Consider the following 15,079-nt stretch of genomic DNA (forward strand, 5'->3'; position numbering starts at 1 on the left):
TCGGGAACACCGTCCACCCCGCTCGAACCGCCTGCCAGGTACGGCTACCACTACCCGGAACCGGCCATCTGCGGGTAGTGCGCCGGAAGTCACCGCCTTGGTCTGCTTGACGGCATGGAACTCAATCGCACCGGGCGGGTCGGTGCCCTGTGCTGGGTCGCGGCCGTACCGATCTTCCTCATCGCCAGCCTGATCACCGGCCTGCGGTGGCGCGAGCCGACCTACAGCTGGGCCACCCACAACATCAGCGACCTCGGCAACGCCCACTGCGGCGTCTGGGACACCACCCGACCCCGCTACGTCTGCTCACCCTGGCACCCGCTGATGAACGCCGCGTTTCTGACCACCGCCGTGCTACTCGCCGCCGGGCTGCTGCTGACCTGGCGGCTCCTCGGTCACGGCGGTGTGGTGCGGTCCGCCCAGACGCTGCTGCTGCTGGCCACCGGCGGGTACGCCCTGGCCGGCATCTACCCGGCCGACGTCGACGAGAACCTGCACGTCCTCGGCGCATTCCTGATCATGGGACTGGGCAACGTCGGCCTGCTCCTCGCCAGCTTCGCACCGAGCACCACGACGCTCGGCCGGTGGCGACGGCTCACCCTCGCCGCCGGGCTCATCGCGCTGGTCGGGACGGTGCTGTTCTTCGCCCAGCAGGGCGTCGGGATCGGCGTGGGCGGCATGGAACGGGTCGCCGTACTGCCCTTCCCACTCTGGGCCTGCTGCCTAGGCGTCCTGCTCGCCGAAGCACCCCTCCCGCACGATCTTGCACTTTCTGCCTCGACATAAGGGGCATTCCACGCAAGACGGCGACCGAAACTGCAAGATCGCCGGGGTGGGGCGGGGGGCGGGGGTGGGGTGGGGGCTAGCGGGCGTCGACCTCGTCGATCTTTTCGGCCCCGAAGGTCTCGCGGAGCAGCCGTACCGCCTGCTCCTCGCTGGATTCCCTGGCGGCCTTCTCGTCGATGACCTCGTCCAACGGCTCGTCGCCCGGGTCGAACCCCTCGTAGGCCGGGGCCGCCGCTGGCGCCGCGCCACCCGGCCGGCCACCGCGTGATGGGCCATCGAACTCCGGGTCGTAGGGCGGTTCGCCGGCCCATTCGGCGTCCGCGACGGGCCGGGTTGCCGCTCCGGTACGCACACCGCGCCCCGCCGCCGCCGCGCGAGCTGCGGCGATGGCGCTGCTCACCGGGGCACCACCGGCTGCCGCCGGCTGCCGGGCCGCCGATGTCGGGTTGCCCCGCACGCCCGGCTTACCGCCACCGGCCGCTGCGCCGGGGCCACCGGAACCGCCTGGGTTGCCGGGTCCGCCGCCATTCGCGCCGGTGCCGTTCGTGCTACCGCCGTTCGCGCCGGTCGGTGCGGGTGCCGAGCCGGAGCTGCCCGATGCGGCGCCGGAGTCTGGGTCGTTCCCGGCCGACGCGCCACCCGGGCGGGCGGCCTCCGGCCAGTCCTCGTCATCCGTCGCCTCGGCAACGGGGGCGCCACCGCCGGGGCGGGCCGCCTCCGGCCAGTCGTCCTCGTCGTCCGCGGCCGCAGCGGGCTGCGCTGCGCCCTGCCGACCTGCACCGTGACCATCCGCCGGCGCGCTGGGCTGCGCTGTGCCCTGCCGACCTGCACTGTGACCACCGGATCCGTCCCCGCCCATGCCGGCACCGCCACGCGCACCCGGGCCGGCAGCGCCGGTCGGATTCGCTGCGGTGGGCGGCGTGGTGGTCGGGCCGGCAGCGGCGATCGGGGCCGACGCACTGGGCGGCGCACTCCCCGACCCGGCAGCGGCGCTCGGCGCGGCGTTCGAGTTCGCCGCTGTGGGCGGCGCGCTCGTCGGGCCGGCAGCGGCGGTCGGCGTCGACGCACTGGGCGGCGCACTCCCCGACCCGGCAGCGTTCGCCACCGCGTTCGAGTTCGCCGCCGTGGGCGGCGCGCTCGTCGGGCCGGCAGCGGCCGTCGGCTGCGGCGTATTCGTCGGGGCGGGCGGCACGTCTGGCGCGGGGGCGGGGTGGCGGGTCGGGCCGGAGCGGCGGATTGCGAGCGCGGCGTGCCGGACAGCGACACGCCACCTCGCTCGCCGGCCACGTCGCAGCGGATCTGCCAGCGCCCGCCCAACTCCTCGTAGAGCGCGTCGGTGAGCACCGCCGCGTGATCGGCCATCATCTTGGCCAGCACGGTGGACTTCACCGTCAGCACCAGCGTGTCGCCGTCGAGTTCGCGGACCACCGCGTCGCGCATCAAGGCCGCGATCCGCTTGTTGGTCCGGTTGACCTTGCCGACCACGTCGGGCCAGACCCGGCGTACCGCAACGGCGTCCAGTGCCGCAGCCGGCGCACCGGGTCGTGGCGGCGCTGGCGTCGCCGGGTCCGGGAGCACGGCCGATGGCGGCACTACGCGGCGTGGTGCGGGCGAGACGGGTGCGGCCCGATCAGCGGGTGCCGACCCGGCGGTGGTCGACGCACCGGGCGACGCCGGGATCGGCGAGTCGGCGGCCGAGGCCTGCGAGGCCGGTGCGCCCGAAGTCGGGGCGTTCGAGACCCGAGCAGCCGAGGTCGGGGCGCCGGCCAGCGCAGCGGAGGCGGGAGAGCCTGGGGCCGCAGCGTGCTGGGTCGGGGACGCTGCCGGGTCGACCTCCCACGGCGGTGCCGAGGTCGGGGCGTTGACGGGTGCCGGGCTGGCGGCAGCCGGGACCGGGGTGGCGTGCTGTGGGCGTACCCCCGGGTGTGCAGCCGGTGCGGAGCCGGCGGCGGCCGACGGCGCGTCGGTGCCGCTCAGGGTGAGCCGACGTTCCATCCGCTCAAGGCGCTGGAGCAGGCCACCGGTGGAGTCGTCCGCGCCGGGCAGCAGCATCCGGGCGCAGATCAGCTCCAGCAGCAGGCGGGGCGCGGTGGTGCCACGCATCTCCACCAGGCCGTCGTGCACGATGTCGGCGCAGCGGGAGAGCGTGCCCGGGCCGAGTTGCGAGGCCTGGGCGGCCATCCGCTCGATCTGGTCGGCGGGGCCGTCGATCAGGCCCTTCGCGGCGGCGTCCGGCACCTGCTGGAGCACGATCAGGTCGCGCAGCCGTTCCAACAGATCCGACGCGAACCGGCGCGGGTCGTGCCCGGCCTCAGCCACCCGGTCGACGGTGGCGTACGCGGCGGCGCCGTCCCCGGCGGCCAGCGCGTCGCACATCTCGTCGATCAACGCGGCGTCGGTGACGCCGAGCAGCGCGGCGGCCCGCGCGTAGGTGACGCCCTCCGGGCCGGCGCCGGCCATGAGCTGGTCGAGCACCGAGAGGCTGTCCCGGGCGCTACCGCCACCGGCGCGGACCACCAGCGGGAAGACCGCCGGCTCGACGCTGACGCCCTCGGCCTGGGTGAGCTGCTCCAGGTACGGGCGGAGCACCTTCGGCGGGATCAGTCGGAACGGGTAGTGGTGGGTCCGCGAACGGATCGTGCCGAGGACCTTCTCCGGCTCGGTGGTGGCGAAGATGAACTTGACGTACTCCGGAGGCTCCTCGACCAGCTTGAGCAGGGCGTTGAAGCCCTGGGTCGAGACCATGTGCGCCTCGTCGATGACGTAGATCTTGAACCGGCTGCTGGCCGGTGCGAAGAAGGCGCGTTCGCGCAGCTCGCGGGCGTCGTCGACACCGCCGTGGCTGGCGGCGTCGATCTCGATCACGTCGATGGAGCCAGCGCCGTCGGTGGCCAGCGTGCGGCAGGACTCACACTTGCCGCACGGCTCGGGCGTGGGGCCCTGCTCACAGTTGAGCGAGCGGGCCAGAATCCGGGCGCTGGAGGTCTTGCCGCAGCCGCGTGGGCCGGAGAAGAGGTAGGCGTGGTTGAGCCGCCCGCTGCGCAGCGCCTGCGACAGCGGCTCGGTCACGTGCTCCTGACCGATGACCTCAGCGAAGGTACGCGGCCGGTACTTGCGGTAGAGCGCCAGCGTCACTCGTCCCGCCTCCTCTCGACCGAGCCATTCTGCGCCGGTCGGGCGCGGGTGACCACCCACCACCCCGGGGCGCCTGGGTTGTCGCGCGTTGATCGACTCGACTTCTCGGAAGTCGCGGTGTCCGCAGCCCCGGGATACCGCGACATCATGGATGTCGAGTGGATCAACCGGCCCACAGACAAAAAGGCCTCCCGTGCACCCGGCAGAGCTCGCTTATCCTTGCTGCCTTCCGGCCCTGGGGAGGTTCACGAGATACCGCCGCACGGGAGGTGACGCCCAGCCTACCCGACCGCCCGTCGATCTTCAGGGGGTGGTGGGGTGGCCCCGCCGACGCGGGCCTGTATCCTGGCTCGCGGAGGATTCGCCTAGAGGCCTAGGGCGCACGCTTGGAAAGCGTGTTGGGTTTACACCCTCACGAGTTCGAATCTCGTATCCTCCGCTCGTCTGAGCAGCACGAACGACAGGGCCGGCCCCACTGGGGACCGGCCCTGAGTCGTCTGCACGATCGGTCAGCCCACCACCTGGATGTTCTCCGCGCCCTGCGCCGAGAACCACGCCTCGAGCTCGCCGCCGCCGAGGGACCGGGTCGCTCCCTCGTCGACGAAGACCGGACCGACGACGGCCCCCTTCGCACCTTCGAACTGGCAGCCGAACATCCTCGCGCCACTCAGCACCGCGGGCATGCTCGTGCCACCGAGCGTGCACCAGCGCAGGCTGGCGTATTCAAGGTTGGCGTCACGCAGATCGGTTTTGTAGAACTTGGCGGAATTGAGGATCGCGTAGCTGAGATCCGCACCCGTCAGAACCGCATCGTCGAGTTGCACCGAGAACAGCCGAGCCGAGCGGAACCGCGCCTTATCGGCTGAGCAGCCGACCATTTCCGCTTTGGCCAGGTCAGCGAAGGAGAAATCCGCGCCCTGCAACTCGGCGTTGGCCAGGTTGGCGTCGCCGAGATTGGCCTCCTCGAATCGGACGCCCACCAGGTCGGAATTGGCAAGGTAGGCGCCGGTCAGGTCGAGACGGCTGAGATCCGCGCCGCGAAAATCAAGAAAATCACCCGACAGGTACGAGGTGGACGGAGGTGCGGCGAACCACTCCTCAAGCGCTTCCCGAGCGTCGGGGCTGTCCGGCCAGCGGATCACATCGGCGCCGCTCCGCTTATATTTGCTCATTTGTCGAACACCACCTTGCCGTCCCACTCCGGTCGTTCAGCGACCCGCGCCCTGAGATCGGCCAACGCAGTCGGCGATAGGCTACGGGTGTTGAGAATGACGTTCTGTCCACCAGCGACCTCGTCGGCGAGTTTCTGCTCGAACTCCTCGCCATCGTACCGCCCCCTCATACCCTCGGGCATCGGCTCGCCAGCCCGCCGACCAGCGGGGAACAAATCATTGGGCGACTTGACGTCCCAGTTCTCCCCGTTGGAATCGAAGAACTCACCCTGATCCTTCTGGAATGCGGGATCGGAGTTGTCGAGTTCGGCCCGCCGAATCGGCCCAGGGATCTTCCCCTCGGCCTCCGCCGCGAGCCCGACCTCGGCCTCGATCCGGGACTTCGCGCTGATGTTGCCGTTGTGGGCCGGGTCGGCGGCGAGTTCCTCCAACCGCCGGTCGTACTCGGGGGTGCCGGGCTTGGGAGGCTGGTATTCGTCGTCCCCTCCGGAGGGGCGGCCAGGCGAGTCGTCGGAGTCGCCGCCCGGCCGACCGAGCCGCGCCTCCTCGGCGGTGACCTCCTGCGCCCTGGTGACGTTGTCGGGCACCTCGTTGGAGCTGCGGCGCCGCTGTCCGGGGACCCCGCTCTCACCGTCACCGTCACCCGGGCGCGACGGGGTTTCACCGTCACCGTGCCCACCGGGGGGCGTCTTGGGCTTCGCCATCGTCTCGGCCCTAGCCGTTCAACAGCTTGGAAAGGTTGGTCAGGCTGGAGATCAGCGCGGCGACGTACGTGAGGATGCGACCGGCCCACTTGACGACAGCCGCCACGATCTGCGCCGCGATCACTGGAATCGTGATGACGAAGATCGCCTCGATGGCCCACACGATCACGCGCGCCACCAGGTCGGCGATGAGATCGCGGACGATGTCACGGGTGAACGCCACCAGGTTCCCGGCGGCCTGGGTCGCGGCGGCCATCGCGGCGGAGATGCCGCTCAGCCCATCCATCGCCGTGATGTTGTGTGCCATCAGACCGTGGTACGCCGTGGCGGCCTGCCCCTGCCAACCCGGCACGTCCACCCCGAGGTGTGACTTCAGGTCGGCGGCCATGCTCTCCAGCTCGGCGGCCATGTTGTTCCAGGTGGAGGCGTGTGAGGCCACCACGTCAGGCATGCCCGTGAGCTCGTCGAGCATCTCGCGCAGCGGCTCGAAGTATTCCATCGCCCAGCCCAGCCCGTTGGCGAGCAGTGCGCTGAAGGGATCCAGCACCGTCGCGACGGCCTCGACGCCGAACGCCGCACCGGCCAGGAGATCGTCGACCCAGCCCTCGCTGTGGATTGCGTCGACCAGACCTTGGAAGCTGTCCGCGGCGGCCGCGCCGGTCCAGGGCTTGCGGGTCGACTGGACGCCGGCGATCAGCGACGCGTCGGTCATGACGCTCTGTCCAGTTGGCTGCCGACCTTGCGGATCGTGCTGTCGGAGTCCACGTCCGCGTTGTCGTAGTTGTCGGCGGTCGTGCCCAGCCCCTTCACCACCAGGGACAGGTTCTCCTCGACGTAGGCGATCAGCTCGTCCTGCCGAGTGTGCCGACCCTCCAGGATCCCGGAGATCCACCCACACAACATCCCGTACGCCGCGTCGTCCTGCGTGATGTGGGCGCTGGCGGCCTTGACCGCGCCGAACCGGGTGCGCAGCGCCTCGATGTTGCGCGCGTGCTGGCGGATCTGCTCGGCGTCGACCTCGAACCCGCCGCTCACCAACTCACCACCGGCCGTGCTGCTCGTCCGGGCCGTCCAGCGGGGGGTTGGCCTCGCGCAGCTGCTGCCCGACGCGTTCGGCGATCGCCCGAGCCGCAGGCGAATCGGTGCCCAGCGTGTCGCCGATGATCTCCTGAGCACGGTCGGCCAACTGCCGCTTGGCCACACCGATCGTGTTCATGATCGTCCTGGCGACGACATCGGGTGCGACCCGTTGAATTCGCTGGCCCAGTTGCAGATCGACGAGCGCCCCCACGGAGTCGACCGTGACCTCCACCAGCCCGTTGCCGTCGGCGACCGTCACCCGTAGATCCTGGATGCGGTCGCTCATCGCGTCGGTGGCGGTCGCCAACTGGTCCAGGCGCCCCTTCCACTCCGCCAACCGATCCATGGCGCCGTCCGGGTCCAGTAGCCCACCCGCGTGTGGAACCTCGGCCGTCATGTGTCCCCTCGGTCGCTCAAGGTGATCATGCTGAGCTGAGCGAGATTAACATGAGCGGGCCTCCACGACTGTCCACGTCAGACGTCATGACCGATCCCGCGCGCGCCCTGTGGTCTCATCGACGTTGTGAATGACGCGACGTGGCAGTGGGACGAGACCTTGTACGCGGGCAGCGCCAGTCACTACAGCATCGGTCGTCTGCCCTATCCGCCCAGCCTCGCCGAGGCCATCGGCACCGCGCTCGACCTGGACGGCACCGGCCGACTCCTGGACGTCGGCTGCGGGCCCGGATCGGTGACGCTGCTGCTCGCGCCCCTGTTCGAGGCGGCGGTCGGCGTCGACGCCGACCAGGACATGCTCGTCGAGGCCCGGCGCAGAGCCGACGAGGTCGGGGCCACAAACGTCGCGTGGCGGCACCTGCGCGCCGAGGCGCTGCCGGCCGACCTGGGTACGTTCCGGGTGGTCACGTTCGCCCAGTCGTTCCACTGGATGGACCGGCCGCTCGTGGTTGGTCGCGTCCGCGACATGCTCACGCCCGACGGGGCCTGGGTCCACGTCGGCGCCAACACGCACCAGGGCGTGACCGGGGACGACCCGCTGCCGTACCCCCGACCGCCCTGGCGGCAGATTGACGAGCTGGTGGCGAGCTACCTGGGACCGGTCCGCCGGGCCGGACAGGGGTTGTTGCCGACCGGCACCCCCTCCGGTGAGGGGGAGATCATGCGCGCGGCGGGCTTCACCGACCCCACCCGAATCACCGTCGAACAGGGGATGGTCGTGGAGCGCGGTGTCGACGAGGTCGCCTCTGCGGTGTTCTCGCTGTCCAGCTCGGCACCGCACCTGTTCGCCGATCGACTCCCCGCCTTCGAGGCGGACCTGCGTCGGCTCCTGTCGGACGCGGCGCGAGATGGGCGCTTCGCGGAGCGGCGACGAGGGATCGACGTCGTCATCTGGCGCCCCTGACCACCGAGGCGTACGCCCGTGCGGTACTGGGCGGCGCGGGCCTGATCCCCCGGGGTGAGATCGAGCGGCATCTGACGGTCCGACTCGGCCGGCAGGGTGTCCTCAAGCGGGACGCCTCGCCGCAGTTCACGGCGGTCATCAACGAGGCGATTCTCCGCCGCCCGGTCGGCGGCCGGTCGACCATGCGCGAGCAACTGCTGGCCGTGGCGACGGCGTGCGATGAGCCGCACATCCGGGTGCACGTTGTGCCCAGCACGGTCGGCGCCTACGCCGGTCTCAACGGGCCGTTCGTGATCGCGCACAGCCACGACCACCGGGTCGCCGGCTACCTCGACAACCAACTCCAGGGACAAGTCGCTAGCGATCCCGAGGACATCGCCGCCATGATGGCGGCGTGGGAGAACGTGCGCGGGGAGGCGTTGTCCCACCGGCAGTCGGTCGAACTCATTCAGGAAGTGGCGGAGTCATGGAGCTGAACGGCGCCCGGTGGCGCAAGAGCAGCCGCAGCAGCGGCAACGGCGGCGCCTGCGTCGAGGTCGCCGACAACCTGTCCGGCGTCATCGGCGTACGGGATTCAAAGGACCCGACCGGCCCGGCGCTCGCCTTCGCGCCCGCGGCCTGGCGCGCGTTCGTCACCGAATTCGCCCGGCGAGCCTGAACGGCCCTGACGACCTCGTCGCCCCTCCGGCCGGTACTCGCGCAAACGCCCGGCCGGCCCATGACAGACCGGCCGGGCGTTGCTGGCACAACTCAGAACAGCGGACCGCCGCTCTGCGGCCCGGCAATCCGGAGACCGTAGTTCAGCGGCCAGACGATTTCGGTGCGCTCGGACAGACCGCTCCACGTCTTGTTCTGCGGTACGAGCCCGCCGGCGGCACCGTAGAACGGGTTGATGACCCCGGACGGGTAACCGGCCAGGTCACCGCTCACCTCTTCCCCGGGCGACGAAACGACGGCGTCGAGCCCGCCGGTGCGGTCGAGGTTCAGCAGGGCGATGGAGGAGCCGAACTTGTCGCCACTCTCGGAACCGTCCGGAACGGCCGAGTGGTTCTGGTCGAACGCCTGCGCGCCAGCCCCCGTCAGCCCGCCGGCGGCGCCCTTGAGCAGGGTGATGCTGCCGGCCCCGACCTTCGCGCCGATCTGGTCGCCAGGGGCACCGACCAGCACGTCCGCCCTGCCGTCGCCGGTCACGTCGCCAACAGCCAGCACACCGCCGAAGCGCTCGTCACTCGCCGGGTCGCCCGGTACGCCGGCCGTACGCTGCGTGATGACCTGCACCGCGCTGCTGGACAGTCCGGCGGCACGGCCGGTGAAGGCCGCAATGAGGCCGCCGTTGATGTCCGGGATCTGGGCGCCGGAGGCGCCGACAACCACCTCACCCAGCCCATCGCCGTTCACGTCGCCAACCGCGACCGCATCACCCAGGTACCACGCGATGGTGCCGGTCCCATCGTTGGGTTCAATGGCCGCACCGGTGACCGAGGTGGCACCGGTGGACGACACCCCACTCGGCGAACCCCACATCAGGGTGACCATGCCACTGCCGTCCCAGCTCACGCCGTCGTTCTCCCGAGGAGCGCCGATGACCAGGTCGTGGTAACCGTTGTTGTCGACCTTCCCGATGGCGAGCGTGTAGCCGAACTGGTCGTTGGCCTCGGCCGCGCCGGGCACCGCGGCCAGGTCCTGCTGAAGGTGCTGAGCGCCGGTGGCGGTGAGGCCGGCCGACCCACCGAAGAGAACGGTGACCGCGCCGGCCATCGCCTTGCTACCGATCGCCTCTCCCCAGGCACCGATGGCGAGGTCCTCGCGGCCATCCCCGTTGATGTCGCCGGCCGCGAGGGCACCACCGAACTGGTCGAAGCTCTCCGGGCTGTCCGGAACACCCGGCGAATCCTGGTTGAAGTGGATTGCCGAGTCGACCACTAGGCCAGTGCCGCTGCCAGGGATGACCCAGACCCCGCCGGCGTGGGTCTTGTTCTTGGGATCCGGCTCGTCGGGGTTGCCGATTGCCAGGTCGTCGTAACGGTCGCCGTTGAAGTCCCCCGCCACGAGAGCCATCCCGAACGCGACCGAGCCGGCGTCGCCCGGCACGACGCCCATGAGGTAGTCGACCTTCGGGGCCGAGGAGTAGCGCACGCTGACCACACCGGCCGGGACCAATGGCAAGGTGTATTCGAACGGGTAACTAGTTACCGCAATGTCGTCGACGCCGTCGCCGTCGAAGTCGGAGCGGCCGACACTCGTGCCCCGAAACCGGGCCGCCGCCTTCATCCAGGACACCTTGTGGTGCTGAAGAGCGACGCCGTCCCGGGTAATGGTCCGAACGCCTTCCGCAGCCTTCGCCGGAGCACTGAGTACCAGGCTGGCTAAAACAGTCGGAAGGACGAGAAAAGCTGCGCTTCGCTGCATAGAGACCCCGTTTCGGTAGGTGCCTGGACACCATAGGCGGACGATTAGGCTGCCGAAATGAGACGAACGGGTAGTGGGCTGGAGGGGCGGGGCGCGGACGGCGGGTACCGTCCGGGAGCCGGCGGGCCTGGAACCGTCGTACACATGTTCTATCCACAGGCTGTGGACGGCGGAGGGCGTGATGGGTTACCAGCTCAGCGCGGTGGTCGCGGACGCCGAACTGCTCCGCGAGCAGACCGCCGAGCTGGATCACGCCGTCCTCGGCGAACTGCGCCAGGATTTCGGGCTGCTGCCGGTCACCGAGACACGGAGCTGAACGACGCCCGATGGCGCAAGAGCAGCCGCAGCAGCGGCAACTGCGGCAACTGTGTCGAAGCCGCCGACAACCTGTCCGGCGCGGTCGGCGTCCGCGACTCGAAGGACCCGACAGGGCCGGCACTCACCTTCACGCCGGCGGCCTGGCGCGCGTTCGTCACCCAACTCGCCCACCACGGCTGACCGCGAGCAGTTCAACACGAGATCTTGGACAATTGGCGTTCCTCAGGAACGGAAACTGTCCAAGATTCGCGTTGGTTCACCGTCCTTGTGGCGACGGCGGAGGGTTCGATGCGTAGCCAGCTCAGCGCGCGCGGAGATCGACCTGCGTCAGGAGCCGTCGCGGAGATCGGCGAGGCGCTCGGGCCGGAAGTGGATCTCGTCGAAGGTCGCGCTGCACCCGTCGCCGATCGGTGCCTGGCCCGCGAAGCCGATCCGGTCGCGTGACGTCTCGCCGTCGAAACTGAACACGCGGATCAACTGCCAGGTCGTGCCGTCAAGCGAGGCGTGGTACGCGTAGACCCGGCCGATTCGCGAGACCCGCAGCCACACCGACCGGTCGGCCACGACGAAGGCGTTCGCGTCATCGGCGACGCCCCGGCAGATGACCGACACGATCATGGGCTCACCCTCGGGTGAGAACTCGAAGCACAACTTGCCCCAGCACCGCTCGTCGCGCCAGAGCAGGAGCACCCCGGCGTCGAAGGTCGAGGCGAAGGCCACGGTGACCCGGGCGCTGAACTGGAAGTCGCCCTCTGGCGGCAGGTCACCGAGCAGCGTCGCCGCGTTGAGGACGGGCGCGGCGTTCTCGCCTGCGTTGACGAAGTCACCGCTCGGATCGATGAAGATGTCCGTGCGCGGCTGCGCCGACACCGTTACGGAGCCGGTCGCCTCGTCGACCCGCCAGAGCCCCACGGACGAGGGCACGAGCGGAGAGGGCATACCGGGGACGGTCAGTCGATCAGCCATGACCAGGACCGTACAGCGGTCTGAGCAGGGCTGGGCAGTCCCGTCGACGCTCGACGGGTACGGTCCGGGGATCGACGCCGGGCGGCCCGGATTCCGTCGTACACATGTTCTATCCACAGGCTGTGGACGGCGGAGGGCGTGATGGGTTACCAGCTCAGCGCGGTGGTCGCGGATGCCGAACTGCTCCGCGAGCAGACCGCCGAGCTGGATCACGCCGTCCTCGGCGAACTGCGCCAGGATTTCGGGCTGCTGCCGGTCACCCCGCAACTGGTGGTGGAGCTGACCGGGTCGCTGCCGGATTACGCGACGGACGACCGGAGTGCCGAGCACCCGTTCGGCCTGGTGTTGTCGACGGCGCTGGTCGAGGTGCTGGCCCGCTGGTCGCAGGTGGGGCCGGTGGCGTATCTGGAGGCGGAGTTCGGTGGTGGCGCCGGCTACCAGTCGGCGGCGGTGTGGCTGGGTGGGGCACTGTCCTGGGGGCCACGCTTCGACGACGAGTTGGATTCGCCGCGCGAACAGTGGCCGATCAACGGGGCGCTGACCCAGCTCGGTGTCGAGCCAGGCACGTGGATCGACCCGTTCGCCGAGCTGGGGCTGCACCTGGAGCGGAACACCGACGGCTGGCTGGCGCACGGGCGTCGTCGGCTGAGCGCCGACTACTGGGATGAGCTGGTCGAGCAGTGGGAAAACCACTGATTCGCCGAGCCAGGCCGGACGGCCTGCACTCGCGCAAACGCCCGGCCGGTCGGATCGTTCGGTAGCGCCGCCCCACCGGTGACCGAGGTTTCGTAGGCGCCTGGACACGGTAGGCGGAAGATCGGGTAAGCGAAATGAGGCGAACAGACAGTGCAGGTGACGGGACCGCCCGGCAGTCGGTCGAGCGGCGAAAACCAGTAATCCGGCCACCGGCAGCAACCTGAACGCTCCCGTTCCGTTGGGGACTGGGGGATTCCATGAAATTGCGACAATTTGCGTTTATTGCCACGCTGATGACGGCTGCCTCGATTGCTGGCAGCGGCGTACCGCCAACCGGGTCGATCCCGGACGGCCGGCCCGCCGGCAGCGTGGAGATCATCGACCTGAACGGCCTGCGCAACATCGAGTTCGGTGCCACCGAGGATGAGCTGACCCGACGCGGCATCCTGCGTACCAACCTGGATGCCTGCGGGCCAATGCTCGTCGGCCATGAAGCGGTCAGCCCGGTCTTCGTAGAGGACAAACTGGTGCTGCTCTGGGTCGGCGATCCGATGCGGACACCGGAGGGCATAACGGCAGGCTCACCCGTCGACCAGGTCTGGGACCGCTATCCGCTGGTCACTCGGCTTGCCGCTCCACAGGGGACGCACCGCCTCGATGGGCTGCTCGCCCGCAGCGGCGACCGCGCGTACCTCTTCCTGCACGACGGGCGCACGGTCCGAAAAACCATCGCCGGGTACGCGGACTGGGCCCGCCGCCTCTTCGACGAGGGCGCGGGCCCGTGCTGACCGGCGCAGGCTGATCAGGGCAATCCGGTGATGGCATCAGCTGCGGAGCGACCGCCAGAAGTCGTACGAGTGGGATGCCGCGAAATCAGTCGTACCCGATCCCCCGCCACCGGCGAACACCCGCACGTAGGGGGCAGCACTGCGCAGTCGGGGCCAGTCCGCCCGACCCGTCCGGGCGAAGTCGCTCCAGGTCCGGACCATGTCGTCGGAGAGCCGCCGCTGGGCCGGCGTCAGCGCCTCGGCGTAGTCGACCGTGAACAGGTACGGCAGTTCGGCGCAGTGGTACGCGCCGCTGCGGAACGTCGGCTCGGGTCCCTCGGTGAAGAACGGCGCATCCTCGTCGGCGAACTCGTACACGAACGTCGGCACCCGCCGGGCGAACGCCAACGCGGCGGAGTAGACCGGCTCGGCGTAGTCGTGATCGGTCAGCACGGCAGCCAACGTCTCGCTGGCGGGACGCGCGTCGTCGCGCGGGTAGCGGGTCAGCACCTCCTGCGCCCGGTCACCGAACATGGCCCGTACCTGGTCGCGGTACTGGTCATCGGTGAGCGGGCACGACTCGGGCTCCTGCCCCGGCTCCGGCGGCTCAGGGCAGTTGAGCCCACCGCGTTCCATGCCCCAGACCACGAGCCGGGACTCGTCCCGGTTCATCCCGGTCAACACCGGCACCGGGTGCAGCCTCCCGGTAGCCAGCGCGTCTGCCGGGTTCACCGGCAACGTACGGCCGTCGACAGCCGGGCCGAGGTCGACACCAGCGCCTGGATAGCCGGCCGTTTCGATGAGCCGGGCGGGATCACGCCCGCGCAGGCAGGAGGCGACCACAGCCGGGTCGGTGCAGCCAACCCTCCGGGCGAACTCGCCGGCCGCCTCGACCGCCTCAGCCCGTGTCTGGACCGGGTTCGCGCACGAGTTGCTCTGCATGATCGCGCGGTGGAACAGGCCGACAGAGCCTGGCGCGGCGAGCTGCGCGCAGACGCTTGTCGCCCCGGCGGACTGGCCGAACAGGGTGACGTTGCCCGGGTCGCCGCCGAAGGCCGCCGCGTTGCGCCGCACCCAACGCAGCGCGGCCTGCTGATCCTGCAGCCCGAAATTGCCGGTGGATTCGCCGGAACGTGACAGCGCCGGATGTGCCAGGAAGCCGAGTGCGCCGAGCCGGTAGTTCACCGTGACGACGATGACGTCACCGCCGGCCGCCAACCGCTGCCCGCCGTACACGTCCCCGCTACCGAAGCGGAAGTCCCCGCCGTGCAGCCACACCAGCACCGGTCGCGGCGTCCGTGCGGAGGTGCGCGGCGTGGTGACGTTGAGATAGAGGCAGTTCTCGGACTCCGAGGGGCGGTCCATTGGCAGCCCCTGAAGCTGGGCGCAGGCGTCGCCCGGTCGGGTTGCGTCGCGGATGTCGGTCCAGATCGGACCGGGTTGCGGTGGGGCCCAGCGCAGCGCGCCCAACGGCGGACGCGCGTACGGAATGCCGTGAAAGGACCGGTGGTCCGCTGCGACGCTGCCGCGCAACGCGCCCTGGTCGGTCCGGACGACGGCCGCGCTCCGGCGGTCGTCGGCCGCCGCGGCCGGGCCGATGGCCATTGCCGGCGCGAGGAGCGCGACGGCGCCCAGAGCAACAACCCACCGGGGGTACGGGATGCTGGTCATGACTCTCCCCATTCG

Annotated in this window: 17 protein-coding genes, 1 tRNA gene, 1 other RNA gene and 1 pseudogene; 9 read left to right on the plus strand and 11 right to left on the minus strand. The window is 70.3% G+C overall.

The genetic code is table 11. The features are described 5' to 3' along the window. Positions 1-114: 114 nt before the first annotated feature. Complete coding sequence (locus PCA76_RS31420; protein ID WP_272614108.1) at positions 115-786, plus strand: DUF998 domain-containing protein; 672 nt, start codon at positions 115-117, stop codon at positions 784-786. A gap of 76 nt (positions 787-862) precedes the next feature. Here PCA76_RS31420 and PCA76_RS31425 read toward each other — a convergent pair whose 3' ends face one another. The 3 genes from PCA76_RS31425 to ffs form a co-directional block, all read right to left on the minus strand. Beyond that, positions 863-1,186: a hypothetical protein gene (locus PCA76_RS31425; RefSeq protein WP_272614110.1), complete on the minus strand. Its 324-nt coding sequence runs from the start codon at positions 1,184-1,186 to the stop codon at positions 863-865. Beyond that, the gene (locus tag PCA76_RS31430; protein ID WP_272614112.1) at positions 1,183-3,921 is read right to left on the minus strand and encodes a DNA polymerase III subunit gamma and tau; all 2,739 of its coding nucleotides are present in this window, start codon (positions 3,919-3,921) and stop codon (positions 1,183-1,185) included. The genes PCA76_RS31425 and PCA76_RS31430 overlap by 4 nt, the downstream gene beginning before the upstream one ends. Positions 3,922-4,103: 182 nt before the next feature. After that, positions 4,104-4,193, minus strand: an RNA gene (ffs, locus tag PCA76_RS31435) — signal recognition particle sRNA small type. A gap of 82 nt (positions 4,194-4,275) precedes the next feature. On the opposite strand from ffs, the gene PCA76_RS31440 reads away from it, so the two are divergent. Next, a tRNA-Ser gene (locus tag PCA76_RS31440) sits at positions 4,276-4,360 on the plus strand. A 70-nt stretch (positions 4,361-4,430) separates the two neighbouring features. Here PCA76_RS31440 and PCA76_RS31445 read toward each other — a convergent pair. Genes PCA76_RS31445 through PCA76_RS31465 form a run of 5 tightly spaced genes read right to left on the minus strand, consistent with a single transcriptional unit; the run spans position 4,431 to position 7,274 of the window. Further along, the gene (locus tag PCA76_RS31445) at positions 4,431-5,093 is read right to left on the minus strand and encodes a pentapeptide repeat-containing protein (protein WP_272614113.1); all 663 of its coding nucleotides are present in this window, start codon (positions 5,091-5,093) and stop codon (positions 4,431-4,433) included. After that, positions 5,090-5,797 (minus strand): hypothetical protein, encoded by a 708-nt coding sequence (locus PCA76_RS31450; RefSeq protein WP_272614114.1) that lies wholly within the window; start codon positions 5,795-5,797, stop codon positions 5,090-5,092. The genes PCA76_RS31445 and PCA76_RS31450 overlap by 4 nt, the downstream gene beginning before the upstream one ends. Before the next feature lie 10 nt (positions 5,798-5,807). Next, on the minus strand, positions 5,808-6,509 hold the full coding sequence (locus tag PCA76_RS31455) for a WXG100 family type VII secretion target (RefSeq protein WP_272614115.1): 702 nt from the start codon (positions 6,507-6,509) through the stop codon (positions 5,808-5,810). Then, on the minus strand, positions 6,506-6,832 hold the full coding sequence (locus PCA76_RS31460; protein WP_272614117.1) for a type VII secretion target: 327 nt from the start codon (positions 6,830-6,832) through the stop codon (positions 6,506-6,508). Before PCA76_RS31460 ends, PCA76_RS31455 begins: the two co-directional genes overlap by 4 nt. A 4-nt stretch (positions 6,833-6,836) precedes the next feature. Beyond that, complete coding sequence (locus PCA76_RS31465; protein ID WP_272614118.1) at positions 6,837-7,274, minus strand: YbaB/EbfC family nucleoid-associated protein; 438 nt, start codon at positions 7,272-7,274, stop codon at positions 6,837-6,839. A 126-nt stretch (positions 7,275-7,400) separates the two neighbouring features. Between PCA76_RS31465 and PCA76_RS31470 the strand changes: the two genes are divergently transcribed. From PCA76_RS31470 to PCA76_RS31480, 3 genes and pseudogenes are all read left to right on the plus strand, one after another. Continuing rightward, positions 7,401-8,237 carry a class I SAM-dependent methyltransferase gene (locus PCA76_RS31470; protein WP_272614119.1) on the plus strand — a complete coding sequence of 279 codons (837 nt, stop codon included), beginning with the start codon at positions 7,401-7,403 and terminating at the stop codon, positions 8,235-8,237. Continuing rightward, a pseudogene (locus PCA76_RS31475) lies at positions 8,234-8,713 on the plus strand (DUF5753 domain-containing protein); the annotation flags it as partial. The gene PCA76_RS31470 and the pseudogene PCA76_RS31475, both read left to right, overlap by 4 nt. Beyond that, a complete protein-coding gene (locus tag PCA76_RS31480) occupies positions 8,704-8,895 on the plus strand; it encodes a DUF397 domain-containing protein (protein ID WP_272614120.1) in 192 nt (63 codons plus the stop codon). The pseudogene PCA76_RS31475 and the gene PCA76_RS31480, both read left to right, overlap by 10 nt. 92 nt (positions 8,896-8,987) lie before the next feature. Here the strand turns inward: PCA76_RS31480 and PCA76_RS31485 are convergent, their stop codons facing one another. After that, positions 8,988-10,508, minus strand: coding sequence for an FG-GAP-like repeat-containing protein (locus PCA76_RS31485; protein ID WP_272614121.1), 1,521 nt, complete (start codon positions 10,506-10,508; stop codon positions 8,988-8,990). Positions 10,509-10,827: 319 nt separating this feature from the next. Here PCA76_RS31485 and PCA76_RS31490 point away from each other — a divergent pair, with 319 nt between their 5' ends. After that, the gene (locus PCA76_RS31490; protein ID WP_272619826.1) at positions 10,828-10,962 is read left to right on the plus strand and encodes a hypothetical protein; all 135 of its coding nucleotides are present in this window, start codon (positions 10,828-10,830) and stop codon (positions 10,960-10,962) included. Then, positions 10,959-11,144 carry a DUF397 domain-containing protein gene (locus PCA76_RS31495; protein ID WP_272619771.1) on the plus strand — a complete coding sequence of 62 codons (186 nt, stop codon included), beginning with the start codon at positions 10,959-10,961 and terminating at the stop codon, positions 11,142-11,144. The genes PCA76_RS31490 and PCA76_RS31495 overlap by 4 nt, the downstream gene beginning before the upstream one ends. A 147-nt stretch (positions 11,145-11,291) precedes the next feature. On the opposite strand, the gene PCA76_RS31500 is transcribed toward PCA76_RS31495, so the two are convergent. Further along, positions 11,292-11,930, minus strand: coding sequence for a DUF1349 domain-containing protein (locus PCA76_RS31500; protein ID WP_272614122.1), 639 nt, complete (start codon positions 11,928-11,930; stop codon positions 11,292-11,294). Positions 11,931-12,071: 141 nt separating this feature from the next. Here PCA76_RS31500 and PCA76_RS31505 point away from each other — a divergent pair, with 141 nt between their 5' ends. Both PCA76_RS31505 and PCA76_RS31510 read left to right on the plus strand, forming a co-directional pair. After that, complete coding sequence (locus PCA76_RS31505; protein ID WP_272614123.1) at positions 12,072-12,626, plus strand: hypothetical protein; 555 nt, start codon at positions 12,072-12,074, stop codon at positions 12,624-12,626. Between the two features lie 293 nt (positions 12,627-12,919). Then, positions 12,920-13,414 carry a hypothetical protein gene (locus PCA76_RS31510; protein ID WP_272614124.1) on the plus strand — a complete coding sequence of 165 codons (495 nt, stop codon included), beginning with the start codon at positions 12,920-12,922 and terminating at the stop codon, positions 13,412-13,414. Between the two features lie 36 nt (positions 13,415-13,450). Here the strand turns inward: PCA76_RS31510 and PCA76_RS31515 are convergent, their stop codons facing one another. Then, positions 13,451-15,064, minus strand: coding sequence for a carboxylesterase/lipase family protein (locus PCA76_RS31515; protein WP_272614126.1), 1,614 nt, complete (start codon positions 15,062-15,064; stop codon positions 13,451-13,453). Positions 15,065-15,079 lie beyond the last annotated feature (15 nt).

Source organism: Micromonospora sp. LH3U1, assembly GCF_028475105.1.
Taxonomy (GTDB): Bacteria; Actinomycetota; Actinomycetes; order Mycobacteriales; family Micromonosporaceae; genus Micromonospora.

Excerpts from the sequence above, each read along its gene's own strand:
- PCA76_RS31420 (WP_272614108.1), top strand. The coding sequence starts at position 115 with ATGGAACTCAATCGCACCGGGCGGGTCGGTGCCCTGTGCTGGGTCGCG.
- PCA76_RS31515 (WP_272614126.1), bottom strand. The coding sequence starts at position 15,064 with ATGACCAGCATCCCGTACCCCCGGTGGGTTGTTGCTCTGGGCGCCGTC.
- PCA76_RS31485 (WP_272614121.1), bottom strand. The coding sequence starts at position 10,508 with ATGAAGGCGGCGGCCCGGTTTCGGGGCACGAGTGTCGGCCGCTCCGAC.
- PCA76_RS31510 (WP_272614124.1), top strand. The coding sequence starts at position 12,920 with ATGACGGCTGCCTCGATTGCTGGCAGCGGCGTACCGCCAACCGGGTCG.
- PCA76_RS31465 (WP_272614118.1), bottom strand. The coding sequence starts at position 7,274 with ATGACGGCCGAGGTTCCACACGCGGGTGGGCTACTGGACCCGGACGGC.
- PCA76_RS31480 (WP_272614120.1), top strand. The coding sequence starts at position 8,704 with ATGGAGCTGAACGGCGCCCGGTGGCGCAAGAGCAGCCGCAGCAGCGGC.
- PCA76_RS31490 (WP_272619826.1), top strand. The coding sequence starts at position 10,828 with ATGGGTTACCAGCTCAGCGCGGTGGTCGCGGACGCCGAACTGCTCCGC.
- PCA76_RS31500 (WP_272614122.1), bottom strand. The coding sequence starts at position 11,930 with ATGGCTGATCGACTGACCGTCCCCGGTATGCCCTCTCCGCTCGTGCCC.
- PCA76_RS31450 (WP_272614114.1), bottom strand. The coding sequence starts at position 5,797 with ATGGCGAAGCCCAAGACGCCCCCCGGTGGGCACGGTGACGGTGAAACC.
- PCA76_RS31445 (WP_272614113.1), bottom strand. The coding sequence starts at position 5,093 with ATGAGCAAATATAAGCGGAGCGGCGCCGATGTGATCCGCTGGCCGGAC.
- PCA76_RS31455 (WP_272614115.1), bottom strand. The coding sequence starts at position 6,509 with ATGACCGACGCGTCGCTGATCGCCGGCGTCCAGTCGACCCGCAAGCCC.
- PCA76_RS31505 (WP_272614123.1), top strand. The coding sequence starts at position 12,072 with ATGGGTTACCAGCTCAGCGCGGTGGTCGCGGATGCCGAACTGCTCCGC.